Annotated in this window: 20 protein-coding genes and 1 pseudogene; 7 read left to right on the top strand and 14 right to left on the bottom strand. The window is 71.8% G+C overall.

Annotated features, from left to right (window positions below; translation table 11 throughout):
• Positions 1-351: 351 nt before the first annotated feature.
• A pseudogene (locus DJ476_RS00615) lies at positions 352-624 on the bottom strand (DUF5655 domain-containing protein); the annotation flags it as partial.
• Between the two features lie 52 nt (positions 625-676).
• On the opposite strand from DJ476_RS00615, the gene DJ476_RS00610 reads away from it, so the two are divergent.
• Positions 677-1963 (top strand): IS256 family transposase, encoded by a 1287-nt coding sequence (locus DJ476_RS00610; protein WP_404827439.1) that lies wholly within the window; start codon positions 677-679, stop codon positions 1961-1963.
• 240 nt (positions 1964-2203) lie between these two features.
• On the opposite strand, the gene DJ476_RS00600 is transcribed toward DJ476_RS00610, so the two are convergent.
• The 6 genes from DJ476_RS00600 to DJ476_RS00575 all read right to left on the bottom strand — a co-directional run bounded on the left by DJ476_RS00600 (position 2204) and on the right by DJ476_RS00575 (position 11351).
• Positions 2204-2929: a transposase family protein gene (locus DJ476_RS00600; RefSeq protein WP_404827438.1), complete on the bottom strand. Its 726-nt coding sequence runs from the start codon at positions 2927-2929 to the stop codon at positions 2204-2206.
• A 269-nt stretch (positions 2930-3198) separates the two neighbouring features.
• Positions 3199-4722, bottom strand: coding sequence for an acetaldehyde dehydrogenase ExaC (gene exaC, locus DJ476_RS00595; protein WP_112489520.1), 1524 nt, complete (start codon positions 4720-4722; stop codon positions 3199-3201).
• Positions 4723-5023: 301 nt separating this feature from the next.
• On the bottom strand, positions 5024-6280 hold the full coding sequence (locus DJ476_RS00590) for a GAF domain-containing protein (RefSeq protein WP_112489519.1): 1257 nt from the start codon (positions 6278-6280) through the stop codon (positions 5024-5026).
• 99 nt (positions 6281-6379) lie between these two features.
• Complete coding sequence (locus tag DJ476_RS00585) at positions 6380-6961, bottom strand: N-acetylmuramoyl-L-alanine amidase (RefSeq protein WP_103421636.1); 582 nt, start codon at positions 6959-6961, stop codon at positions 6380-6382.
• Between the two features lie 146 nt (positions 6962-7107).
• Positions 7108-8442, bottom strand: a complete 1335-nt coding sequence (locus tag DJ476_RS00580) for an SWIM zinc finger family protein (protein WP_208853464.1) — start codon at positions 8440-8442, stop codon at positions 7108-7110.
• Positions 8439-11351: a DEAD/DEAH box helicase gene (locus tag DJ476_RS00575; protein WP_112489518.1), complete on the bottom strand. Its 2913-nt coding sequence runs from the start codon at positions 11349-11351 to the stop codon at positions 8439-8441. The genes DJ476_RS00580 and DJ476_RS00575 overlap by 4 nt, the downstream gene beginning before the upstream one ends.
• A 232-nt stretch (positions 11352-11583) precedes the next feature.
• On the opposite strand from DJ476_RS00575, the gene DJ476_RS00570 reads away from it, so the two are divergent.
• From DJ476_RS00570 to DJ476_RS00560, 3 genes are all read left to right on the top strand, one after another.
• A protein-coding gene (locus DJ476_RS00570; RefSeq protein WP_112489517.1) for an IS3 family transposase occupies positions 11584-12776 on the top strand; the annotation gives its coding sequence in 2 pieces (ribosomal slippage) (positions 11584-11848 and positions 11848-12776; 1194 coding nt in all).
• A gap of 138 nt (positions 12777-12914) precedes the next feature.
• The gene (locus DJ476_RS00565; protein WP_112492394.1) at positions 12915-14084 is read left to right on the top strand and encodes a fatty acid desaturase family protein; all 1170 of its coding nucleotides are present in this window, start codon (positions 12915-12917) and stop codon (positions 14082-14084) included.
• A 41-nt stretch (positions 14085-14125) separates the two neighbouring features.
• Positions 14126-14308, top strand: a complete 183-nt coding sequence (locus tag DJ476_RS00560) for a hypothetical protein (protein ID WP_018487732.1) — start codon at positions 14126-14128, stop codon at positions 14306-14308.
• A 122-nt stretch (positions 14309-14430) separates the two neighbouring features.
• Here the strand turns inward: DJ476_RS00560 and DJ476_RS00555 are convergent, their stop codons facing one another.
• Positions 14431-15321 carry a hypothetical protein gene (locus DJ476_RS00555; RefSeq protein ID WP_112489516.1) on the bottom strand — a complete coding sequence of 297 codons (891 nt, stop codon included), beginning with the start codon at positions 15319-15321 and terminating at the stop codon, positions 14431-14433.
• 214 nt (positions 15322-15535) lie between these two features.
• Here DJ476_RS00555 and DJ476_RS00550 point away from each other — a divergent pair, with 214 nt between their 5' ends.
• Together DJ476_RS00550 and DJ476_RS00545 are read left to right on the top strand one after the other, a co-directional pair.
• Positions 15536-16444, top strand: a complete 909-nt coding sequence (locus DJ476_RS00550; RefSeq protein WP_112489515.1) for an oxygenase MpaB family protein — start codon at positions 15536-15538, stop codon at positions 16442-16444.
• Positions 16445-16509: 65 nt separating this feature from the next.
• Positions 16510-17292 carry an alpha/beta fold hydrolase gene (locus DJ476_RS00545; RefSeq protein ID WP_103421639.1) on the top strand — a complete coding sequence of 261 codons (783 nt, stop codon included), beginning with the start codon at positions 16510-16512 and terminating at the stop codon, positions 17290-17292.
• Between the two features lie 76 nt (positions 17293-17368).
• Here DJ476_RS00545 and DJ476_RS00540 read toward each other — a convergent pair whose 3' ends face one another.
• The 5 genes from DJ476_RS00540 to DJ476_RS00520 all read right to left on the bottom strand — a co-directional run bounded on the left by DJ476_RS00540 (position 17369) and on the right by DJ476_RS00520 (position 22561).
• On the bottom strand, positions 17369-17971 hold the full coding sequence (locus DJ476_RS00540; protein WP_112489514.1) for a class I SAM-dependent methyltransferase: 603 nt from the start codon (positions 17969-17971) through the stop codon (positions 17369-17371).
• A gap of 172 nt (positions 17972-18143) precedes the next feature.
• The gene (locus DJ476_RS00535) at positions 18144-18719 is read right to left on the bottom strand and encodes a TerD family protein (RefSeq protein WP_070200162.1); all 576 of its coding nucleotides are present in this window, start codon (positions 18717-18719) and stop codon (positions 18144-18146) included.
• Between the two features lie 247 nt (positions 18720-18966).
• The gene (gene tatA / locus DJ476_RS00530; protein ID WP_018487737.1) at positions 18967-19131 is read right to left on the bottom strand and encodes a Sec-independent protein translocase subunit TatA; all 165 of its coding nucleotides are present in this window, start codon (positions 19129-19131) and stop codon (positions 18967-18969) included.
• Between the two features lie 141 nt (positions 19132-19272).
• Positions 19273-22212 (bottom strand): HAD-IC family P-type ATPase, encoded by a 2940-nt coding sequence (locus DJ476_RS00525; RefSeq protein ID WP_112489513.1) that lies wholly within the window; start codon positions 22210-22212, stop codon positions 19273-19275.
• The gene (locus tag DJ476_RS00520; protein ID WP_018487739.1) at positions 22196-22561 is read right to left on the bottom strand and encodes an ArsR/SmtB family transcription factor; all 366 of its coding nucleotides are present in this window, start codon (positions 22559-22561) and stop codon (positions 22196-22198) included. The genes DJ476_RS00525 and DJ476_RS00520 overlap by 17 nt, the downstream gene beginning before the upstream one ends.
• A 220-nt stretch (positions 22562-22781) precedes the next feature.
• Between DJ476_RS00520 and DJ476_RS00515 the strand changes: the two genes are divergently transcribed.
• Entirely contained in the window at positions 22782-23435 is a 654-nt protein-coding gene (locus DJ476_RS00515; protein ID WP_181006700.1) for a GTP-binding protein, read from the top strand.
• 58 nt (positions 23436-23493) lie between these two features.
• Here DJ476_RS00515 and DJ476_RS00510 read toward each other — a convergent pair whose 3' ends face one another.
• Positions 23494-23922, bottom strand: a complete 429-nt coding sequence (locus DJ476_RS00510) for a PPOX class F420-dependent oxidoreductase (RefSeq protein ID WP_103421643.1) — start codon at positions 23920-23922, stop codon at positions 23494-23496.
• Between the last annotated feature and the right edge of the window lie 5 nt (positions 23923-23927).

The raw sequence follows: 23927 nt of genomic DNA, 5'->3' as shown, positions 1-23927 counted from the left end.
GTGCCGCGAGCATCGGGAGTCGTGTCAAAGACGAAGTGCCGGCCTTCCTTAACCTCTGGCGCCTGCCAGTTCCCCGTACCGGCCGTGCCGAAATGCAACAACATGACGCCAGGGCCCCGGCACCCACGTGAGCACGGCCAGCGACAGAAGCGTGGTGCTCAACCAGGCCGCGAACCCTCCGTGCAACTTGAAACTCCACTCCATATCCCAGCCTGCCCCTCCCGCCGACCCAACTCATTGCCGGACCTCAGCAGAGAAAACTGCTCCCCGATGCAGGGTTTTGCCAGCAGATGCAGAGTCTCCGCACCTGAGGTCGAAAACCCGCCAGCATGGTCGGATGGATGGACCAAGTTCAGAGAAGGCGCCGACGTCGACACCGCGCTTGTACTCGACGATGACCTGCGATCCGTTCTCGTCCAGCCCGAGCGAATCGATCCGGCCCGCGTGCACCGGCCCCGTGCCGTACTCGCTCGCCAGGAACCGGACGCCCAGCAGCGCCTCCATGCGCGCCTCGACGAGACCCTGCACATCTGCCTCGCCCTCAGCAAGACGCGGCGTGACCTCGATCATGCCGCTATTCGTCGTGTTCGTGCGGAACAGCTTCAGAGCTCGTAACACGATCATGGTCGGTGGGTCTGTACGGTGATCGGTGTAACTCCCGAGCAGGAAGCGGAAGTTGATGGCCGACGTGCGTGTCACCGAGACCGAGGGCCGGGCAGAAGAGCCGGCAGCCGGTGTGGATGACGAGCTGGTCGCCCAGCTGGTGGCGCGGGCCCAGGCCGATGGGCTGCGGCTGACGGGCGAGGGAGGTCTGCTGCAGCAGCTGGCCAAGCGGGTGCTGGAGTCCGCCCTGGAGGGCGAGCTGACCGGCCACCTGGGTCACGAGCACGGCGAGAAGGGCGAAGGCGGGCGGGAGAGCTACCGCAACGGGCGCCGGGCGAAGACGGTGGTCACCGAGGTCGGCCCGGTCGAGATCGAGGTTCCCCGGGACCGGGCGGGCACGTTCGAGCCGATGCTGGTCAAGAAGCGGCAGCGGCGGCTCGGCGGGATCGACGAGATGGTCTTGTCGCTGTCCGCCAAGGGCCTCACGCATGGGGAGATCTCCGCACACCTCGCCGAGGTCTGCGGCACCGAGGTGTCGAAGCAGACCATCTCCACGATCACCGACAGCGTGGTCGCCGGCATGCTGGAATGGCAGAACCGGCCCCTGGACGCGGTGTATCCGGTGGTCTTCATCGACTGTGTGCACGTCAAGGTCCGGGACGGGCAGGTCGCGAACCGTCCTGTCTGTATGGCGCTGGCCGTGACCGCCGAGGGCACCCGCGACATTCTGGGCCTGTGGGTCGGCGATGGCGGCGAGGGCGCCAAGTACTGGCTTCAGGTACTCACCGCGATCAAGAACCGGGGGGTGCGGGACGTCCTGATGCTGGTCTGCGACGGACTGACCGGACTCCCGGACGCGGTGAACACCGTCTGGCCTGCGACGATCGTGCAGACTTGCGTCGTTCACCTGCTCCGCAACAGCTTCAAGTACGCGGGCCGCCAGGACTGGGGGAAGATCGCCAAGGCCCTCCGCCCGGTCTGCACGGCACCGACCGAGGAGGCCGCCATGGAGCGGTTCCTGGAGTTCTCCGAGGAATGGGGAGCGAAGTACCCGGCCATCGTGCGGTTGTGGGAACGCGCCTGGGCGGAGTTCGTCCCCTTCCTCCAGTTCGACGTGGAGATCCGCAAGATCGTGTGCACGACGAACGCAATCGAGAGTGTGAACGCCCGGATCCGCAAGGCCGTCCGCGCCCGCGGGCACTTCCCCACCGAGCAGGACGCCCTCAAGTGCGTCTACCTCGCGGTCATGAGCCTGGACCCGACCGGGAACGGCACGAAACGCTGGACCAGGCGATGGAAGCCGGCCCTCCAAGCCTTCGACATCGCCTTCGACGGCCGCCTCACCGCGACCCAGCGGTAACAACCAACCCACGAGTTACACCACTCGCTGGACACACCCGGTCTTGGGCTCAGTCCCGAGGATATCGATTACGAGCGCGGCCAGCTGCACGTTCGGCGCCAAGTGCAGGCGATTCACGGAAGGCTGTACTTCGCCCTGCCGAAGGGGAAGAAGATCCGCACGGTGGATCTGCCCCCTTCGGTAACGAGCTCGTGCATGGTTGGCGGTAGCGCGTCGAGGGCTGGGGGTTGGCAGTTGTGTTCACGTTCGCGTACCGCTGGCCAACGTGGCCGCCTGCTGGTGGGAGAGCAGTCCGGCGACGGCCTGGATGATGTCGCTCATGTGTTCCCGGCGGCCGTGGTGCCGTGCGAGGGATCGCCAGTTCTTCAGATGGCCGATGCCGTGCTCGACCCGGATGCGGCGTGAGGAGTGGGCCTTGCGCTTACGCTCGTGTATCTCCTCGTACCAGTCGGGCGAGTTCTTCTTGAACTTGCGGTGCGGTGGCGTCACCACGCGCCCGCCGGTCTGGGCGCCCAGTCCCTGGTAGCCGGCGTCCGCCAGGATCTCCACGGCGGGCCCGTCGGCCAGGAGCCCGACCAGGCCCAGCTTCCGGGCGTGCGTGATGTCCGCGCAGCTCGCAGGCTCGGCCGGACTGCAGAACAGCAGCCGCCCCTCGGCGTCCGTGACGACCATGGACTTCACGGCGTTCTGCTTGTTCTTCCCGGAGATGAACTTCTCCCGGTCCTTGCGCCCGGCGGCCGGGCGACGCACCCGGACCTCGGTGCCGTCGATGATCCCGGTCTGTCCGCTCGTGCCGAGATGGTCGATGACCTCGGCGAGTGTGCGCAGGCGGATGTCGGGCGTGACGGTGCAGCCCCGCTCGGCGAGCAGGGGCCGCACTTCACCGATCGCACGTGTAATGGTGGAGCGGTCCACGCCGAACCAGCAGGCCAGCACGTCGTGCGTCGTTGCATGGCGAAGGTGCACGAGTGTGGCCAACAGGCGGTCAATGGAAACCAGCTTGTGCTTGGCCCCGGCACGGACGGCCCGGCGGCGAGGGCGTGACGTCAGCACGGCCTGGTGCCGCTCGTGCCACAACGGGCCCAGTTCAGCGACGAGTTCTGCGATCACGTCGGGCGCCAGCCCGGTGATTCGCCGGCTTCGGATGATTGCTGCACGCGTCCGGTTCCCCACCACACGAATCATGATCAACGATCAAGCCCTCGACGCGCTACCGCCAACCATGCACGAGCTCGTTAGAAGAAGCCCAGCTTCTTCGGCGAGTACGACACCAGCAGATTCTTCGTCTGCTGGTAGTGCTCCAGCATCATCTTGTGGTTCTCCCTGCCGATGCCCGACTCCTTGTAGCCTCCGAACGCGGCGTGGGCCGGATACGCGTGGTAGCAGTTCGTCCAGACCCGGCCCGCCTTGATCGCACGCCCCGCCCGGTAGGCCGTGTTGGCGTCACGGGTCCACACCCCGGCCCCGAGCCCGTACAGGGTGTCGTTGGCCGTCGTGATGGCGTCGTCGAAGTCGGTGAAGGAGGCCACCGCGACGACCGGGCCGAAGATCTCCTCCTGGAAGATCCGCATCCGGTTGTCGCCCTCGAAGACCGTCGGCTGGACGTAGTAGCCGCCCGCCAGCGCGCCCCCGTGCTCGACGCGCTCCCCGCCCGTGAGGACCTTCGCGCCCTCCTGCCGGCCGATCTCCAGATACGAGAGAATCTTGCGGAGCTGGGTCTCGGACGCCTGCGCGCCGATCATCGTCTCCGTGTCCAGCGGATCTCCCGGCACGATCTTCTCCGTACGGGCGATCCCGGCCTCCAGGAACGTGCCGTAGTGCCCCCGCTGGATCAGGGCACGCGACGGACACGTGCACACCTCTCCCTGGTTGAGGGCGAACATGGTGAACCCTTCGAGGGCCTTGTCGAGGAAGTCGTCGTCGCTCGTGGAGACGTCGTCGAAGAAGATGTTCGGCGACTTGCCGCCCAGCTCCAGCGTCACCGGCTTGAGGTTCTCGGAGGCGTACCGCATGATCAGCCGCCCGGTCGTGGTCTCACCGGTGAACGCGATCTTCGCCACCCGCGGGCTGGAGGCCAGGGGCTTCCCGGCCTCCTCCCCGAAGCCGTTGACGATGTTGACCACCCCCGGCGGCAGCAGATCCGCCACGAGGCTCATCAGGAAGTGGATGGACGCCGGGGTCTGCTCGGCCGGCTTCAGGACCACCGCGTTGCCCGCCGCCAGCGCGGGGGCGAGCTTCCAGGTGGCCATCAGGATCGGGAAGTTCCACGGGATGATCTGGCCGACCACGCCCAGCGGCTCGTGGAAGTGGTACGCGACGGTGTCCTCGTCCAGCTCGCTGAGCGAGCCCTCCTGGGCCCGCAGCACCCCGGCGAAGTAGCGGAAGTGGTCGATGGCCAGCGGGATGTCGGCGGCCAGCGTCTCGCGCACCGGCTTCCCGTTCTCCCAGCTCTCCGCGACCGCCAGCTCCTCCAGATGCGCTTCCATACGGTCCGCGATCCGGTTCAGCACGCCCGCGCGGTCACCGGCCGGGGTCGCGCCCCACGCGTGCGCGGCGGAGTGGGCCGCGTCCAGGGCCAGTTCGACGTCCTCGGCGGTCCCCCGGGCGACCTCGGTGAAGGGGCGGCCGTTGACGGGGCTCGGGTTCTCGAAGTACTGCCTGCGCACCGGCGGCACGTACGCACCGCCGATCCAGTGGTCGTAGCGGGGCGCGTACGTGACGATCGCGCCCTCGGCGCCCGGTGCGGCGTAACGGGTCATCTCTCTGTCCTCCCGGCTCCGGTGCCGCCCGCCGTTGGACGGCCTCGGCGCGAGGCTAGGAAGCCGGACGTTGCAACGCCGTTGCGGTGGCGGTGGGGTGGTGCGCGAGGTGTACGGGTACGGAGGGGCGGCCGGGCCGCGGTCCCGGGCGCGCGTCAGGTGGTACGGGTCTCGGGCAGGCGTCCGGGGTACGGGACCGGGGCGCGCGCCCGGCGTATGGCATCGCGCGTCGCGGCACCCCCGGCGCGAGCCGTCACCCGCCCAGGTCCACCACCCGCCCAGGTCCCCCCGCCCGTCCGCCTCAGCCGCCCTGCTCCACGTCCAGCCCCCGCACCCTGGCCAGCACCGCCGCCCGCTGTCCCGCGGGCACCGCCTCCGCCAACGCCCGCCACACCGGCAGGTCGTCCTCGCCCCACGGGCTGTACGCCCAGTCGGCCAGCAGCCCCGGATCACCCCGGGCGATCAGCGCCGCCCGCAGCTGGTCCGCGAGGCGCCGGCGCAGCCGTACGACCCCGGGCGCCCGGGAACCCGGCAGCAGCGGACCCGCATACGCGCCCAGCGCCCCCGCCACGGCCCCGGAACCCAGCCTCCGCGCCACCGTGTCGAAGTCGGCGTCCACCGGCACGCCCAGCCGGTACGGACGCGAATGCAGCAGCTCCGGGCCCAGCAGCCGTCTGAGCCGGGAGAGTTCGGCCCGCAGCGTCACGGGGGAGACCGACTCGTCCTCGTACAGTTCGATCAGCAGTTCGTCCCCGCTCATCCCCTCCGGACGGCGGGCCAGTGCGACGAGGATCTCGCTGTGCCGCCTGCTGAGCCGGATCCTGCGGTCCCCGGCCACCAGCAGCGCCTCGTCCCGGCCCAGCGCGCTCAGCCGCACCGAACCGCCCTCGGTGACCGCCGGAGCGAGCAGGGCGAGCTGCGACTCGGCGGCCCGCGCCACCGCCTGCACGAACGCCAGACTGTGCGGGTGCGCCAGCCGGTCGCCGCCCGTGATGTCCACCGCCCCCAGCACCCGGCCGGTGTTCGGGTCGTGCAGCGGGGCCGCCGCACACGTCCACTGCTGCACCGGGCGCAGGAAGTGCTCGGCGGCGAAGACCTGCACCGGCCGGCCGACCGCGAGGGCCGTGCCCGGTGCGTTGGTCCCGGCGACCGACTCCGCCCAACGGGCGCCCTCCACGAAGTTCATCGCTCCGGCACGCCGACGGGCCGCAGCGTGACCCTCCACCCACAGCAGCCGGCCCTGCGCGTCGCAGACGGCGAGCAGATGCTCCCCGTCCGTCGCGTACGCGCCCATGAGTTCACGGATCACGGGCATCGCCCGGGCCAGCGGATGCGCCTCGCGGTAGGCGCGCAGCTCGTCCGCGCCGAACTCCACGGCGGGCGCGCCGTCCGGGCTGACCCGGGCCCGCGCCGAGCGGAGCCACGACTGCCCGACCACCGTCCGTACCGGCCGCTCCAGCCGCCCCGCGGAGGTGAACACCTCATGCGCGCGGCGCAGCGCCCCCACCTGTTCACCGGGGTCCGTGTCAGCCGCCAGGGCCACCCAGGGGTCCGTCAACTCGCCCTCCGTCCGGGGCCGTCCTGCCTCCCGCCTCTCCATCGTCGTCGCCGCCGCTCCCTGCGACAACCCGGCTGCGCGGGGTGATCGCAGGGCGGGTCAGGGGAGGTTGACGAGACGGAGGTAGCGGTCCCAGTCCCAGAGGACGCCCGGGTCGGTGTGGTCGCTGCCCGGCACCTCGTGGTGGCCGATGATGTGCGCCCGGTCCCTGGGTATGCCGTGCCGCGCGCAGATGTCCGCGGTGAGGAGGGCCGAGCGCCGGTACATGACGTCGGTGAAGAACTCCGGACGGTCCACCCACCCCTCGTGCTCGATGCCGATGCTGCGGGTGTTGACGTCCCAGTTGCCCGCGTGCCAGGCGATGTCCTTCTCCCTTACGCACTGGGCGACATGGCCGTCACCGGACCGCACCACGTAGTGGGCCGAGACCTGCTTGGCGGGATCGCGGAAGATACCGATCGTCGGGGTGAACAACTGCTGGGCGACATGGATGACGACGCGGTCGATCCGGCGCTCGGAGGGGTGCGCGGTGACGGTGTGGTTCGCCGCGTGGGCGGGCGCCCAGAGTGCCGCCGGGTAGTCCGGGGCGCCGGCCACGGGTGTCACGGCCCGCGCCGACGCCGGGACCAGCGCCGCCGCCGCGGTGACGACGGCCCCCTGGAGGAGCCTTCTGCGGTGCATCGCACTCCTATAGGGGGCCGGGTTCACTTGTGGCGGACACATGAGCATAAGAAGGGGCCGCCGAAGCCGCCTGTCGCTGATGACGTAGGAAAGAAGGCTCCGGTTCCGTACGGCCGTCTCCCCTTACACCTGTGCCCCCGTCAGCCTCAGGTCTCCGCCGAAGCCCCGGCGAGCACCCCCGCCAGCGCACTCGCCGGATCGTCGTCCGCCGGTCCCGCGGGTACCCAGCGGCCACGCTCCTTGCGGTACGGCCACCACCGGCCGTCGCGGTCGTACCGGAGCTGGACATCGGCGCCCGCCACGGTCCAACGAGCCCCCGCCGCCCGCAACCGGGGCCGCTCACCCTCCTCCCAGGCCGCCGCGAGCCGCGCACGGGCCCGGGCGAGGGAGTCCGCGTCCGGGGACCACTCCTCGTCCAGCACCGCCAGCGCGGCCACCCCTCCGTATCGCCACGCGCGCACCGCCGCCTCCAGCTCGGCCCGCGACCGGCCCGCCCCCTCGGCCAGCCGCCCCGCGATCCACGGCTCCGGCCGGGCGTCGGCGACCAGCCGCACCGCGTCCTGCCCCGGCGTCAGCTCCGCCGGAACCGGCTGCCGTCCGTGCCCCGGAGCCAGCGCCTCCAGCAGCATCCGCCGGGCCCGTATGGCGCTGTCGGCGGCCAGCACCTCCAGCGCCGCCGGGTCGAGACCGGGCGGTGGGCCCGCCTCCGTGTCCAGCGACGGCGGCAGCCCCGGCTCCTCGGGCACCGGCGGGGGCAGGGGGAGCGGCGGCAGGATGGAGCCCGCGCCGAACGCCTCCTCGGCCGGCACCCCGTACCCCTCCTGCTCCACGCTCTCCGGCGCTTCGCCGCCCTCCGCACCGCGCACCGCACGCGCGGCGCTGCGGACCTGGAGCTCGTCCAGCAGCCGACGCTCCGCGCGCCCCCGCATCAGCAGCAGGACGAACGGGTCCTCGTCCAGCAGCCGCGCCACCTGGTAGCAGAGGGCGCCCGAGTGCGGGCAGTGGTCCCAGGTCCCGCAGGTGCACTCCGGTTCCAGATCGCCGATCCCGGGCAGCAGCTCCACCCCGGCACCCGCCGCGTCCTCCACCAGATGCGGCGGCATCTCCCGGTCCAGCAGCGCCGCGATGTGCCCGGCCCGGTCCACCGCCATGTCCAGGAACCGGTCCCACGCCTCCGCGCCCAGCTCCTGGAGCAGTACGTCGCTCCGGTGGGCCGTGCCGTCCCGGTCCCGTACGACAGCGGTGATCCGGCCGGGCCGTACGGAGACCGCCCCGACCGCGCCCTCCCGGGCCAGCCGGCGCCCCTTCTTGAGCTGCTCACCGTCCAGGGCCGTGTCCTCCAGCGCCTGCAGCCACGCCCGGCCCCACCAGGAGGTGGCGAACCCCCGGCCGCGCGCGGGAGGCAGGGGCGCGAACGTGACCTCGGTCAGCTCGGCCCCGCCCTCGACGTCCACCGTGTCCGGTTCGTACGCGTCGCTCATCGTGCGCCCCCTCGCAGCTCGACCAGATCGGCCAGTTCCGCATCGGTCAGTTCGCTCAGTGCCGCCTCCCCGGAGCCGAGCACCGCGTCCGCGAGCCCCTGCTTGCGGGTGAGCATCTCCGCGATCCGGTCCTCGATCGTGCCCTCGGCGATGAGCCGGTGCACCTGGACGGGCTGGGTCTGCCCGATCCGGTACGCACGGTCCGTCGCCTGCGCCTCCACCGCGGGGTTCCACCAGCGGTCGAAGTGCACGACATGACCGGCCCGGGTGAGGTTGAGCCCAGTGCCTGCCGCCTTCAGCGAGAGCAGGAACACCGGGGCCTCGCCCGCCTGGAAACGGGCCACCATCTCCTCGCGTCGCGCCACCGGCGTACCGCCGTGCAGGAACTGCGTGGGCACGCCACGCGCGGCGAGATGCTCCTCCAGCAGCCGCGCCATCTGGACGTACTGCGTGAACACCAGGACGGATCCCTCCTCGGCGAGGATCGTGTCCAGGAGTTCGTCCAGCAGCTCGACCTTCCCCGACCGGTCCGCGATCCGGGGCCCCTCCTCCTTGAGGTACTGCGCCGGGTGGTTGCAGATCTGCTTAAGCGCCGTCAGTAGCTTCATCACCAGCCCCCGCCGCTCGAACCCGTCCGCCCCGGCGATCTCGGCCAGGGTCTCGCGGACCACCGCCTCGTACAGCCCGGCCTGTTCGGCCGTCAGCGACACCGCCCGGTCGGTCTCCGTCTTCGGCGGCAGCTCCGGGGCGATTCCCGGATCGCTCTTGCGGCGGCGCAGCAGGAACGGGCGCACCAGGGCCGCGAGCCGCCCGGCCGCCGCCGGGTCGTCGCCGCCCTCCACGGCGGACGCGTACCGGTTGCGGAAGGTGCCGAGCCGGCCCAGCAGCCCGGGCGTCGTCCAGTCCAGGATCGCCCACAGCTCGGACAGGTTGTTCTCCACCGGGGTGCCGGTGAGCGCGACCCGGGCCCGGCCGCCGATGGTGCGCAGCTGCTTGGCCGTCGCCGAGTGCGGGTTCTTGACGTGCTGGGCCTCGTCGGTGACGACCAGCCCCCAGGGGACGGCGGCCAGCCTGGCCGCGTCGAGCCGCATCGTGCCGTACGTCGTCAGCACGAACTCGCCGTCCACCAGCCCCTCCAGGGAGCGTGAGGCGCCGTGGAAGCGTCGTACGGGAGTGCCCGGGGCGAACTTCTCGATCTCCCGCTGCCAGTTGCCCATCAGCGACGTCGGGCAGACCACCAGCGTCGGGCCGGCCGCGTCCCGCTCGCCCTGCCGGTGCAGATGCAGGGCGATGAGCGTGATCGTCTTGCCCAGACCCATGTCGTCGGCGAGGCAGGCGCCGAGACCGAGCGAGGTCATGGTGTTCAGCCAGTTCAGACCGCGCAGCTGGTAGTCGCGCAGCGTCGCGGTCAGCGCCCCGGGCTGCCCGATCGGCTGTGCTCCGGTGGACTCCGGGTCGGCCAGCCGCTCGCGGAGCCGCTCCAGCCAGCCCGTCGCGGCCACCTCCACGCGGCGCCCGTCCACCTCGGTGGAGCCGGTCAGTGCCGCGCCCAGGGCGTCGATGGGGGTGACCTTGCGGTCCTTGGTCTCCCGGGCCCGGCGCGCCTCCTCGGGGTCGATGAGGACCCACTGGTCGCGCAGCCGCACGATCGGCCTGCTGGACTCCGCGAGCCGGTCCAGCTCCTCGCGGCTCAGCTGCTGGTCACCGAGGGCGAACCGCCAGTCGAACGCGAGGAGGGCGTCGGCGGAGAGGAACGAGGGGGTGTCCGCGAGGGCCCGCCCCCGCCGCCCGTCGCCGCCCTCGTCCTCCCCGTCCTGGTCGGCCGGGCCGATCACCGCGCGGGCGGTGAGCTTCCGTGCCAGTTCCTTGGGCCAGTGCACCTGGACCCCTGTGGCGGCCAGGGCGCGCGATGCGGGCCCCAGCAGCTCGGCGATCTCCTCGTCGGCCGGCTCCACCGAGTCCGGCACGGCGGCGGAGAGCAGCGGGGCCAGCGGCGGCCAGGCGCGGGCGGCGCGGCGCAGGGCGAGGAGGGCGTCCATCCGGGCCCGTGGCCCGAACGCCGAAGCGCTCCGGGTGGAGCCCGCCCAGACCTCGGCCGCATCCGCGACCAGGGACGGGTCGCTGACGCTGTGGATCTGCAACACGGCACGGAAAGAAGGCGCGGCGCCGTCAGAAGAAGCGTTCCCGGCGTGGGCATCGGCGTCCGCGGTTCCGGTGACCTCGATACGCAACGAGAGCCGCACCCCCGCGTCATGACCGGCCGCCACATCGGCCGCCCAGGCCCGCGCCTCGGGCACGTGGTGCGGTTCCGGAGCGGCGAACGCGGGACCGGCCGTGGCGAACGCGGCGGCGGGCGTCCGGGGGAGCCCGTCCGCCACCGCGTCCAGGAACGCCCGCAGCAGCCGCTCGGGTTCGGGCAGGAGCAGCGGCCCGCCCTCCGTCGCACCGGTCTCCAGCGGGGTCGCGTGGGCGGTGGGCGGCATCGAGGCGGCGAGTTCCCGGATCCGCCCCAGGTCCCCGGCGCCCAGCGGCCCCACCCGCCAGGCGTCCCGGCCGGTGGGGCTCACCCCGGGCAGCAGGAGGCCGCGGGCCACGAACTGCAGGCCGAGCAGTGCGGCGGCGCCCCAGAAGGCGGCCGAGGGAGAGGCCTGGTCGTCGGCCCGCGCCCGGGTCAGCACCGGCAGGGCCTCCCGTACGGGAAGGTGGAGGGCGGGCACGGTACGGCGCCGGAGGTCGGCCCCGGTCACGGTGAGTTCCGTAGCGGCCCCGGGCGGGCCGGGAGGGGTGCCGCCGTCCGGGTTCCAGAAGGCGATCAGACCGGTACGGGGCGGATCCGCGGGGACGAAGACCACGGAGCAGCGGGACAGTTCGGAACTCTCGGAAGGCGTTTCCGCGGGGTGCAGGTGCACAGGAATGTCAGATTCCTCAAATTTGACTAGTGAGCCGAGCCGCCGAGGGTACTCCGCTCGAAGCTGTAACGCATGACCCTCTGCTGTGATCCGCGTCACTTACTAAGGCTGACCGGTGGTCATGGTGTGGCTGGCACCACCCCGGAGTGCGGGGGTCTGCTGAGCTGTACTGAGATTTGTGGAGTCCCTGATGCCAGGGTTACGGTCCTGGCGAAGGAGATCCACCAGCACCATGGCAGCACCCCGTAAATATCCGGACGAACTGCGCGAGCGCGCGATTCGCGAGGTCCGCACCACCGGCCGCCCGATCGCGCACGTCGCGAAGGACCTGGGCATCCACAAGGAGGCCTTGCGCGGCTGGGTCCGCCAGGCCGAGGCCGACCGCGGCGAGCGGGACGACCGGCTCACCACCGCAGAGCTCGACGAGCTCAAGCAACTCCGTAAAGAAGTAGCGGAGCTGCGGCGGGCGAACGAGATCCTGAAAGCCGCCTCGGTGTTTTTTGCCCAGGAGATCGACCGTCCCCGGACGAGGCCGAGCAGGTGATCGACCACCTGCGTGGACACGGCCTCGGGGTCGATCCCGTCTGCCGGGTGCTGGACCTGTCTCCGTCGACGTACTTCGCCCGCAAGAAGCGGCCGAAGTCGGCCCGTCGGCTCCGCGACGAGCAGCTCATGCCTCTGATCGAGGAGGTCCACGCGGACTCGGGCGGCACCTATGGCGCCCGCCGGATCACGCGGGCCCTGGGCCGCCGGGGCGTCGAGGTGGCCCGCTGCACGGTCGAGCGGCTGATGGCCGAGCTGGGCCTGGAGGGCGTCATCCGTGGCCGGCGCCGCCGCACCACGGTCCCGGAGCCGTCGGCGCCGCGTCCGCCGGACCTGGTCGACCGCGACTTCACCGCCTCGCGGCCCGATCAGCTGTGGGTCGCGGACATGACCTATGTCCGCACCTGGTCGGGATGGATGTATGTGGCATTCGTCCTGGACGTGTACTCGCGGATGATCGTCGGCTGGCAGGTCGCGAACCACATGCGGACCGAACTCCCTCTGGACGCCCTGGAGATGGCGCTCTGGCGGCGTCGGATCAAGAAGGACTCCGGACTGATCCACCACAGCGATCGCGGGTCGCAATACGTGTCAATTCGGTATACCGACCGGCTCGCGGACATCGGCGCCTCCGCCTCCGTCGGGTCGGTCGCGGACTCGTATGACAACGCGATGGCCGAGGCGCTGAACGGGACCTTCAAGGCCGAGCTGATCGAGATGCAGGGTCCTTGGAAGGACGTCGAGCAGGTCGAGCGGGCGATCTTCCAGTGGGTCACCTGGTACAACGAGGAACGTCTGCACTCCGCGCTCGACTACGTGCCGCCGGCCGAGCACGAGGAAGCCTTCTGGCGCAGCCAGGAGCAAACCCCGCAGTCCGCCTGAACCAATCAAGATCGGACTCTACGAAACTCGGGGCAGCTCATGCCCCAGGGCGATCGGGGTGGTGGCGCCATGGTCGCAGACGGCCTCCGATCCGTACGTTCTATGAGGTCAGTGCAGGTTCTGGAGACCGGAGGCACCATGCCCCAAGCGACAGCCACCGTTGCGGATTCCGCCGATGACGGCAGGGCGGATCCCGCCGGTTACAGCAGTTCGGACCGCACCGGGCCACCGGGTGCGGGCAGCGACTTCGCCCCTCTGCTGCGCGCGGTGAAGGGGCAGGGCCTGTTCGACCGGCGCACCGGCCGCTATGTGCTCGACATCGTGGCCAACTCGGTGGCCCTGGGGCTGGTGATCGCTGTGCTCGTATCGCTGGGCGACACCTGGTGGAGCCTCTTCCTCACCCTTCCGCTGGCCCTTCTGTGGACCCGCACGGCCTTCCTCGCCCATGACGCGGGCCACTCCCAGATATCCGGTGACCGCCGGGCGAGCAGGCTGATCGGTCTGATCCACGGGAATCTGCTCCTCGGTATGAACGAGGCCTGGTGGAACGACAAGCACATACGCCACCATGCCAACCCCAACCACGTCGACAAGGACCCCGATGTCGGCGTCGGCGCCCTGGTCTGGACCCAGAAGCAGGCCATGGGGCGCGAAGGATTCGCCCGTCGGCTGGCCCGCAACCAGGCGAGACTGTTCTTCCCGATGCTGCTGCTCGAAGGCGTGGCCCTGAAGGTCTACGGCTTCCAGTTCCTGCGCCGCCAGCCGACCGGGGAGCGCGCGGTGTCGGCCCTGCTGATGACCGGGCACATCGCGCTGTACGCGACCCTGCTGCTGACCACCCTGTCCCCGGGCAAGGCCGCCGTCTTCGCCCTGCTGCTCCACGCCCTGTTCGGCCTCCACCTGGGCCTGGCCTTCGCCCCGAACCACAAGGGCATGGAGATGCCCGACCCGGACGGGGACCGCTGGAGCCATCTGCGGCGCCAGGTGCTCACCTCACGCAATGTGCGCGGCTCGCTCCTCACCGACTGGTTCCTCGGCGGCCTGAACTACCAGATCGAGCACCACCTGTTCCCGAGCATGCCCCGGCCCCACCTGCGGCTGGCCCAGCCCCTGGTCAGGGCGCACTGCCGATCCCTCGGCATGCCGTACACGGAGACCGGACTCGTCGAGTCCTACCGCCAGGCGCTGGCCCATATGCACGAGGTGGGCGCTCCGCTCCGCCGAGGGGTGCCGGCGGGGCGGCTGAGGGGCACCGGCGGGGCGAATGGGGGGAAACAGGGGGAACGTAAGAACGCGCGGGTGCGTTGACTGAACAGGAGCGGCGTCGTGCCGCGAAGGAGGCGTGGACCATGTCGAACGGTGCGAAGGTCGCTGTCGCGGGGGTGGTGGCTGCGGCCGTCCTGTGGCCCCTGATCGGATTCTGGTGGGCGCTGCTGGTGGTGATCGGCGTCCCGGTCGCCGGCTATCTGCTGCTGGACCCGTCCCAGCGACGCAGACTCCGCAGGATCAACAACAAGCAGATCGGCCGCTGAGCCCGGGCTCCGTCCGCTCATCCGGCTTGCTCACCCCCGTCCCGGAGGTCGAGGGGCCGGGCCGCATACGGTCAGGGCATCCTCGTGCGCGGCGGGAGGCCGGCACCCGGTCGGAGTCAGGGTCAGGCCGGATGCGGGGCGAGTGCGTCCAGGGCCTTGAGCAGGCCGGGAAGCGCGGGCCCGCGGCCGACGGGGAAGACCTCGCCCGGCTCCTCGTCCAGCAGGATCAGCGCCATGTCGTCGGTCCGGGCGACCATCGACCACCCCGGGCCGTCGACCCGCAGGGTACGGGTGTCGGCGGAGGCGAAGACGGAGCGGATCCGGCCGGCCGGCGGGGGAGTCTCCGTGTAGGCGAGGGCCTCCGCCAGGGCCCGTTGTACGCCGGGATGCCGCGGCCCGGTCGCAGCCGCACCGGCCTCCGCCTCCCCGCCCGCCGCGCCGCTGTCAGCCGCTCGCCTCTCCGCCGCTTCCGTCTCCGCTTCCCCGCGCCGGGGCCTTTCGGCGGCGTGCTCGTCGACCGGCGGGCCGGACTCCGTATCGTCGATCTGCTCCCGCCACAGCGTCCACCGCTCCGCGATCTCGTCCGCCCCGAGCCGCCGTTGCGCGGGGCCCCAGGAGTCCGCGTCCGGGGGAGCGAGCGGGGCGGGACCCTCGCCGTCGGTCTCCGGGTCGTGCGGGGCGAGCACCCCGGGCGCGGCGACGGCCAGGGCGAGCGGCCAGCCGGGCAGCGCGCACACCACGGAGCGCTCGTCGGGGGAGAGGTCGTACGCCATGCCGCAGTCCCACGCGGCGATGGCCACGGCCACCAGGGAGACGTCGTCGACGACCACGGTCCAGCGGGCCCCGTCGCCGTCCTGCCCGAGGACGAGTCCGTACCCCCGCTCGTACGGTTCGATGGCGAGCGCCCCGCACGCGGCCACGTAGTCGTCGCCCAGCACACCCGGGAACCGGGCAGGAGTGAGTAGCACCGCGGTCAGCACCAGCAGCGCGTCGTCGGCGTCCGCACCGGCCACAGTGTCCTCCTCGTCCCGATCCCTCGTCGCTCGCCCGTCCGGCGCACCTTAACTACTCGGTAACCTCGCCGTCGAGGCCCTGACAGACGGCGAAAATCCGGATCGGCCGCTCCCCCGACCGATGCGCCCGGCCGGTCCGCCGTGGCCGGGAAGGACCGGGGCGAGGGCGGTGGTCCCCGTAGAATCGGAGCTTCGGACGAACGAGGGGAAGAGCATGGTTCAGCGGTACGACCGGCTGAAAGAGATTCAGCGACTCGACCCGGAGCGGGACTTCCTGGAGATCTACCGTCTCACCGTCACTTACGAGTTCCCCTGGGACGTCACCCGCGCCCTCGAACTGGCCCTCTACCGCACCTATGCCGTACCCAGCATCGGCCGACTCCTGGATGAGACAGCGGAGCTGACGGAGCGTACGCAGAAGCGGTACGACGACACCGCCCTGCTCCTGGACACCGTGGTGGAGCACGGATTCGACACCGAGGAGGGCCGCACGGCCGTCCGCCGGATCAACCAGATGCACCGCAGCTACGACATCAGCAACGACGACATGCGCTACGTGCTGTGCACCTTCGTCGTCACCCCGAAGCGCTGGCTGGACGAGTTCGGCTGGCGCCGCCTCTCCGACCACGAACTGCGGGCCTTCGCCGCCTACTACCGCACCCTGGGCGCCCGGATGGGCATCAAGGATCTCCCGCAGAGCTACGAGGACTTCGAGCGCACCCTCGACACCTACGAGCACGAGCACTTCGGCTGGGACGAGGGAGCCCGCCGGGTCTCCGACGCGACCCTGGCGCTCATGGCCTCCTGGTACCCGGCACCGCTCGCCCCGCTGGTCCGGGGTGCCAGCCTCGCGCTCCTGGACGACTCGCTGCTGCGGGCGTTCCGCTACGACCGCCCGGGCCCTGTGGCCCGTGGGCTGACCCGGGGCGCCCTGCGCCTCCGTGCCAGGGCCGTCCGCCTCCTCCCGCCCCGGCGCAAGCCGCACTACGCGCGCCAGAACCCGGAGATCAAGGGCTACCCGGACGGCTACGAGGTCGCCGCCCTCGGCACGTTCCCCACGCCGGGCGTCCGCGGTTGCCCGGTCCCCGGCCACCGGAGGCCGACGGAGGCGCCCGCCGAGTGATCCGCGCCGGGTGCGGGAGACGTAGGTTGTGGGTTCGCGGCAGTTGAGGAGAGCGGGGGCACGCGGTGTACGAGGCGGAGTTCGACGGGCGGGGCGGTCGCATCAGGTGGACCGAGGTGAACGGTGGCGGGGGAGGGGCCGACTCCGCGCACCCGGTCACGGTCTATGTGCACGGGCTGGGCGCGATGTCGGCGGTCTACCACGCCCATGTGGCGGCCCACCCGGCCCTGTCGGATCGCCGCTCGCTCTTCGTCGACCTCCCCGGACACGGCATCAGCGACCGTCCCGCCGACTTCGGCTACACACTGGAGGACCACGCCGACGCACTCGCCGACGCCCTGGACACGGCAGCCGTGAGCGGTGCCCGGGTCGTCGGGCACAGCATGGGCGGCGCGGTCTCCGTCGTGCTCGCCCACCGGCGCCCCGACCTCGTCTCCGGCCTGGTCCTCACGGAGGCGAACCTCGACCCCGCCCCGCCGCCCACCGCGGGCAGCAGCTCCATCGCCGCGTACACGGAGGAGGAGTTCGTCAAGGGCGGCGGCTTCGACAGGATCCTGCGGCGGTTCGGCCCCACCTGGGCGGCGACCATGCGCCTGGCGGACCCCCTGGCCCTGCACCGCTCGGCCACCGGGCTGGTGCGGGGCACCGACCCGACCGTCCGGCGGATGCTGCTGGAATCCCCGGCGGACCGCAGCTACATCCAGGGCACGCTGAGCGGCGAACTGCCCGGCGCAGCCGAGCTGACGGCCGCGGGCGTGCGCGTGATCCAGGCGCCCGATGCCGGGCACAACGTCATGTTCGACCGCCCCGATGTGCTGGTGGCGGCTGTTGTCGGCGACACCGTATGAGGCTGCGGCTCGCCGCCCCGTACAACTGCGCGAGCATGTGCACGGACCGGCTCGGCGCTGATCCGTGGCGCGTGCGTCAGGGCTGACGGACGGCGAGGGCGAGGAAGCGGTCGTCCTCGTCGACGTACGAGTCCAGCCGCCAACCGGAACCGGCCAGCAGGGCCCGCAGCCTGGGCTCGGCCCGCAGGTCGTCGTCCGTGAGGGCGCGCCCGTGGCGCGCGGCCAGGGCGGCCCGGCCGATCGGGTGGAACAGGGCCAGCACCCCGCCCGGCCGCACCACCCGGGCCAGCTCCGCCGTATCAGCCTCGGGACGGGCCAGATGCGAGATCAGCCCGGCCCCGAACACCGCGTCCAGCACCCCGTCGCGCAGCGGTAGCCGCGCGACGTCGGCGCGGAGCAGCGTGCCGCTCTCCCCACGCCCCGCCTGTGCCGCCCGCTCCAGCATCGCGGGGGTGAGGTCGGCGCCCAGCACCATCCCCCGTGGTCCGACGGCCGCACGCAGGGCCGGAAGCGCGCGCCCGGTTCCGCAGCCCGCGTCGAGCACGGCGTCCCCCGGCCGCAGCCCGAGCAGACCGGCCGCGGCGGCGTAGGCCGGGCCGTCATCGGGGAACCGGCTGTCCCAGCCGGCCGCGCGCGGGGTGAAGAAGTCCAGGACATGGGTGTGGTGGTCATCGGCCATGCGGACATGATCGCGCAGCCGACGCCCGGACGGAACGCCGCTGGACGACCACCGCCGAGGCATCACCGCTGCGGACGTCACCGAAGCGTGTCACCGAGCGGCGGGGCGGACGCCCGGACGCCCGGACCGAGTCCCGGTCCGGGCGTCCGGGCGCTCACAGCCGTGCCGCTGGTCAGACGTTGACGCCGTAGTCCGACGCGATACCGGCCAGCCCCGAGGCGTACCCCTGGCCGACGGCCCGGAACTTCCACTCCGCGCCGTGCCGGTACAGCTCACCGAAGACCATCGCGGTCTCGGTGGAGGCGTCCTCGCTCAGGTCGTAGCGGGCCAGCTCCACGCCGTTCGCCCGGTTGACCACGCGGATGAACGCGTTGCGCACCTGGCCGAAGCTCTGGCCCCGGCTCTGCGCGTCATGGATGGAGACCGGGAACACGATCTTCGCGACCTCGGCGGGGACCGAGACCAGGTCGACCTCGATCGACTCGTCGTCGCCCTCGCCCTCACCCGTCAGGTTGTCACCGGTGTGGCGGACGGAACCGTCGGGGCTGTTGAGGTTGTTGTAGAAGACGAAGTGGGAGTCGGAGAGGACCTTGCCCGCCGCGGAGCACAGCAGCGCACTGGCATCCAGGTCGTGATCGGCTCCGGTCGTGGTCCGGACGTCCCAGCCGAGACCGACCGTGACGGCCGTCAGGCCCGGGGCCTCCTTCGACAGGGAGACGTTGCCGCCCTTCGCCAGGCTCACACCCATGAATTTCCTCCAGTGCTCTGTCTGTGTTCCGTCGGTCCGCACGTGTGATGGATCGGCTGATCCCTTGATCCTGCGATCCGTGCTGTGTCGCTGTCACTACATGTGGCCGCTATTGATACGAACGTCCCGCCCGGCCTGCGTGGTTCCCGGATTGCGCAAGCCGTGAAATGAACGGCGGCCGGAAGAACTGCACCGGATGCGCGGCCCGGGAAGCCGGGCCTCTGGAATCCAGGACCCCGGGGTGGCGTCAGCGGGCTTCGTCGTCCTTCATGGCCTTCGCCTCGCTCTTGAGGATGCGCATCGACTTCCCCAGGGCGCGGGCCGTGTCCGGCAGCTTCTTCGAACCGAAGAGCACGACCACCACGACGGCCAGGATCAACAGGTGCCAGGGCTCCAGGCCGTTGCGCAACATTCTGGTCCCGCCCTTCTCTCCGTCCGCGCGACAACAGTTGCCGCTTTGCGCAACTGTACAACTGTCGTGCGACAGCCGGACGGCCACCCCCTGACGCTCCCCTCGGCGCACCTCCTCGACGCTCTGTCCCAGTGCTCCGCCTCAGTGCTCCCCGTGGGCCTTCTCCAGGCCCCGCGCCCTCTCGTCCTCGGCCGGATGCCGTCGCTCGTACCGCCTCCGGGCCGCCGTGAGTGCCACCGCGTACAGCCCCAGCACCGAGCCGAGCAGCAGGTAGTAGAGCGGCGGCAGGGCGCTCATCCCCAGCAGCGGTCCCACCGGGGTCAGCGGGAGCAGGACGCCCACCACCGCGAGCCCGGCCGCAGCCGCACGCAACGGCCCCCCGGCCCGCCGCTCGGCGGCGCTGCGCCCCGTCCGCAGGAGGACCATCACGAGGGCCTGGGTCAGGAGGTTCTCCGTGAACCACCCGGCGTGGAACGCCGCCTCGCCGTCACCGGCCGCGTTGTGCAGGGCGAGGGCCAGCACACCGAAGGTGGCGAGGTCGGCGGCGGCGTTCAGCAGCCCGAAACCGGTGATGAAACGGAGGAAGTCGCGCGAGCGCAGGACCGCGGGCCGACGCAGGGCCGACGCCGCCGGACGGTCGAACGCGAAGGCGAGCTGCGCCGCGTCGAAGCAGAGGTTCTGCACCAGCACCTGCGCCGGGAGCATGGGGAGGAAGGGCAGCATCAGCCCGGCCGTCAGCATGGCGATGACGTTGCCCAGGTTGGAGGAGAGCGTGATGCGCAGATAGGTGGCGATGTTCCCGCTGCTGTGCCGCCCCGCCAGCACCGCCCGGTCGATCGCGGTGAGGTCCTTCTCCGCCAGCACGACATCCGCCGCCTCGCGCGCCACGTCGACCGCGTTGCGCGGACAGATGCCGACGTCGGCCGCGTGCAGGGCGGGCAGATCGTTGACGCCGTCGCCGAGGAAGCCGGTGGTGTGCCCGGCGGCACGCAGCGCCGAGACGATCCGGGCCTTGTGCTCGGGGGTGCAGCGGGCGAACACCGTCGCCCGGTCCGCGACCCGCGCCAGCTCCGCGTCCGACAGGGTGTCCACCAGTTCGGCGGTCACCACGTCGCCGTACTCGATCGTGGCGCCCGTATGCGCGCCGGACCCCGCGCCCGGCTTCGAGCCGGACCCGGCGACCGTATCCGCGCCCGACCCGGCTCCTGTGCCGGTACCCGTACGCAGGCCCAGGCCCAGGTCCGCGCAGGCGCGGGCGGCCGTCCCCGGGTGGTCGCCGGTCAGCACCTTGACCGTCACCCCGCGCCGGGCCAGCACCCCCAGGGCCTCGGCGGCGCTCGGCGCGGGAACGTCCCGCAGCGCGACCAGACCCACGAAGGCCAGCCCGCGCTCGTCAGCCGGGGTGTACACACCCGGCCGGGCGGGCCGGTCGGCGCGGGCCACGGCGAGCAGCCGCAGCCCCGACTCCGCCTTCCGGTCCGCCAGGGCGAGCAGCCGCTCCCGCTCGTCCCCGTCCAGCGCGCACCGCTCCAGCACCGCCTCCACGGCCCCCTTGGTCACCAGGGTGTGGACGCCGAGCCGGCCCGGCCGCCGGACCACCGCGGTCGCCACCCGCCGTACCGGATCGAAGGGCAGCGCGGCCACCCCCTCGTACGCGGCGCACGCCCCCCACTCCTCGGCCTCCTCCGCAGCGTCCAGCACCGCTTCGTCGAGGGCGTCCGGCGCGGGCAGCTCCGCCAGCTGGAGGGTCCACAGCGCGCTGAGCGCCGCCCACCGCAGCACCTCGGGGGCGGGCCGGTCCGCACCGTCGACCGCCGCCGCCACGACGGGCCGGTCCTCGGTGAGCGTCCCCGTCTTGTCCAGGCACAGCACATCGACCGCACCCAGGTCGTGCAGGGCGGGCAGCCGTTTGACGATGACCCCGCTGGTACGGGCGAGCCGGGCCGCGCCCCGGGCGAGCGCCGTCGTGACGATGACGGGCAGCATCTCGGGGGTCAGCCCCACCGCCACCGCGACGGCGAAGGGCAGCGTCTCCAGCCCCCGGCCCCGCAGCGCCGCATTGGCCATCAGCACCAGCGGCGGAGTGAGCAGCATGAACCGGATGAGCGTCCAGGAGATTCCCTGCACCGACCGGTCGAAGGCGCTGGCGCCCCGCTGCCGGGCCCGGCCGTCGTGCGCGGCGGCGAACCGGGTCGTCCCTCCGGTCGCCACGATCACCGCCGTACCGCTGCCGGACGTCACACTGCTGCCCTGGAAGCACAGCTGCGGCTGGGCGAAGGGCCCGGCCGAGGCGAGCGCGGGGTCCGGCGTGTCGAGAGGATGCTTCGCCACCGGCGCCGACTCGCCGGTCAGGGCCGACTGGTGCACCGTGAGCCCGCCCGCGCGCAGCACCTGCACATCGGCGGGTACGAGGTCGCCCGGACCCAGCCGGATCACATCGCCGGGCACCAGACCGGCCACCGGAACTTCCCGCTCCAGGGGCGCCGCGTCCGGCGAGACCCGGCGCACCACGGTCGCCGTCGTCGCCACCAGATCCCGCAGATCCGCCGTCGAACGGTCGGCCCGGTGCTCCTCGGCCGAGCGCAGCAGACAGCTGACCGCGACCAGAGCCAGGATCACGCAGGCCGTTCCCCAGGCGGAGACGACGGCCGAGACCAGACCCAGACAGAGCAGTACGGAGGTGAAGGGGTCCCGGAGACTGCGGACCAAGCGCCGGGGCCACGGAACCGGCCGCCAGGCGGGCAGCACGTTCTCGCCGAACCGCGCGAGCCGCTCCTCGGCCCGCGCCTCCACCAGGCCGCGCGGCCCGCTGTCCAGCGAGCGCAGTATCTCCAGTGAGGTCTTCACCTGAGGGGCACCGGGCCCGGCTCCGGCAGGCGGACCGAGGGCACCGGAGTCCGCACCGCCGACCGCTCCCGGTACGGACTCCGGTACGGCCCCCGAGACAGACTCCGGTACGGACCCCGGCCCGGACTCCGTCGCTGAAACATCGACGCCCGGGAACGGTGTCACGGAGGCCGACGCGCCGGGATCGGCCCGGCCGGGTCCCGCGGCTGCGCTGCCCTCAGGCACCGAGTTCACGCAGGCGGACGGGCTCCTGTGCCGGGTGTCCGGCGCGCTCGGCGAGCTGGCCGACCATGAGCCGGACCACCGTCACCACGCCGGGATCGTCCACCAGATACACCTGCCGGCGGCCCTCACGGCGCGAACGCACGAGACCCGCCAGCTTGAGCTTGGTCAGATGCTGGCTGACCGAGGGGAGCGTGCCGCCCACCCGCTCGGCCAGACCCGTCACATCGCTCTCTCCCTGGGCCAGGGCCCACACGATGTGCAGCCTGGCCGGTGTCGCCAGGAGCCCGAACGCGGCCGCGGCCTCGGCCAGCACCTCGGCGGGCGGATCCTGGAAACCGCCGCCGGTACCTGTCGACACCTTGCTCTCTCCCTTGCCGCGACCGAAAGAAACCAGTGTAGAGGCCACGCCCCACCAGGACGATATGCGGCAGGAGTGGGCGGACGGGATCCGGATCGATCAAGAACGGACAAGCGGCTCGGGCCGCGTGGCGGGTTGCCATGCTGTCCCGGCAGCGATGTCCGAACGGCTGAACCGAGCTTCGCCACGGTGTGCGGCTCACTCGCGGGAGAAGTGGCCGATGTCCTCTGAGCACGTCGAGAACGCCCACAACGTACGGAACACCCACAGCGCTCGCCGTACGTACAGCGCCTACGGGGACGGCGGTGCCACGATGGCGCTGAAGATCCTGGTGGCGGGCGGCTTCGGCGCCGGGAAGACGACCCTGGTCGGTGCGGTCAGCGACATCCGGCCGCTGCGGACCGAGGAACCGCTCAGCGAGGCCGGGCGGGGAGTGGACGACACGGAAGGTGTGGCACGGAAGACCGCCTCGACCGTAGCGATGGATTTCGGCCGTATTACCCTCCACGCCGGTCTGTCGCTGTACCTGTTCGGCACACCCGGCCAGGACCGCTTCTGGTTCCTGTGGGACGAACTGTCCGAAGGCGCGCTGGCAGCGGTCGTCCTCGCCGACACCCGGCGGCTGGAGGACTGCTTCGCCGCCGTCGACTACTTCGAGCGTCGGCGCATACCGTTCGTCGTCGCCGTCAACCGCTTCCCCGGCGCCCGCGCCTACGCGGTCCACGATGTGTCGCACGCCCTCGACCTGGACCGGGGCACGCCTGTGGTGCTGTGCGACGCGCGTGACCGGGATTCCGGCAAGGACGTCCTGATCCGTACGGTCGAGTACGCCGGGCGTGTGCACACCGCCCGGCTCCTCGACTCCGTGAGCTGACCGGCCCACCGGCCGACGGGTCGGCCGACCGGTGGGCTGACCGGTGGCGCGTGGCCGTTCAGTCGGCCATGTCGGCCAGGGCGATCACCTTGTCGATCCGCACCCGTACCACCAGCTCACCGGGTACGCCGTTGCGCCGGCCGAACTCCTCGGCGGCCTCCGCCCCGACGTAGCGCCCGGCGATCCGCGTCGCCCACCGCAGCAGCTCATCCGGGTCCTCGCTCAGCTCCGCATGCCCCTGGACAACGGCGAACGCGTACGGCGGGCGGTCGTCGTCCACGCAGAGGGAGACCCGTCCGTCGCGGGCCAGATTGCGGCCCTTCACGCTCTTCTTGCCGGTGTTGAAGACCAGTGAGTCACCGTCGAGCAGGAACCAGACGGGCGCGATGTGCGGGCTGCCGTCCGCCCGTACGGTCGAGACCTTCGCGGTGCGGGTGCCTTCGGAGAGGAACGCCCGCCATTCTTCCTCGGTCATGTGATGTGCCATGCGCT

It is taken from the genome of Streptomyces bacillaris (assembly GCF_003268675.1).
GTDB classification, from domain to species: Bacteria; Actinomycetota; Actinomycetes; order Streptomycetales; family Streptomycetaceae; genus Streptomyces; species Streptomyces bacillaris.
This window is presented reverse-complemented; position numbering and strand designations above follow the sequence as displayed.

Coding starts and splice junctions, on each gene's coding strand:
- DJ476_RS00515 (WP_181006700.1), top strand. CDS start 22,782: ATGTCCTCTGAGCACGTCGAGAACGCCCACAACGTACGGAACACCCAC.
- DJ476_RS00535 (WP_070200162.1), bottom strand. CDS start 18,719: ATGGGTGTGAGCCTGGCGAAGGGCGGCAACGTCTCCCTGTCGAAGGAG.
- DJ476_RS00540 (WP_112489514.1), bottom strand. CDS start 17,971: ATGGCCGATGACCACCACACCCATGTCCTGGACTTCTTCACCCCGCGC.
- DJ476_RS00585 (WP_103421636.1), bottom strand. CDS start 6,961: ATGCACCGCAGAAGGCTCCTCCAGGGGGCCGTCGTCACCGCGGCGGCG.
- DJ476_RS00550 (WP_112489515.1), top strand. CDS start 15,536: ATGGTTCAGCGGTACGACCGGCTGAAAGAGATTCAGCGACTCGACCCG.
- DJ476_RS00580 (WP_208853464.1), bottom strand. CDS start 8,442: ATGAGCGACGCGTACGAACCGGACACGGTGGACGTCGAGGGCGGGGCC.
- tatA (WP_018487737.1), bottom strand. CDS start 19,131: ATGTTGCGCAACGGCCTGGAGCCCTGGCACCTGTTGATCCTGGCCGTC.
- DJ476_RS00565 (WP_112492394.1), top strand. CDS start 12,915: ATGCCCCAAGCGACAGCCACCGTTGCGGATTCCGCCGATGACGGCAGG.
- DJ476_RS00560 (WP_018487732.1), top strand. CDS start 14,126: ATGTCGAACGGTGCGAAGGTCGCTGTCGCGGGGGTGGTGGCTGCGGCC.
- DJ476_RS00510 (WP_103421643.1), bottom strand. CDS start 23,922: ATGGCACATCACATGACCGAGGAAGAATGGCGGGCGTTCCTCTCCGAA.
- exaC (WP_112489520.1), bottom strand. CDS start 4,722: ATGACCCGTTACGCCGCACCGGGCGCCGAGGGCGCGATCGTCACGTAC.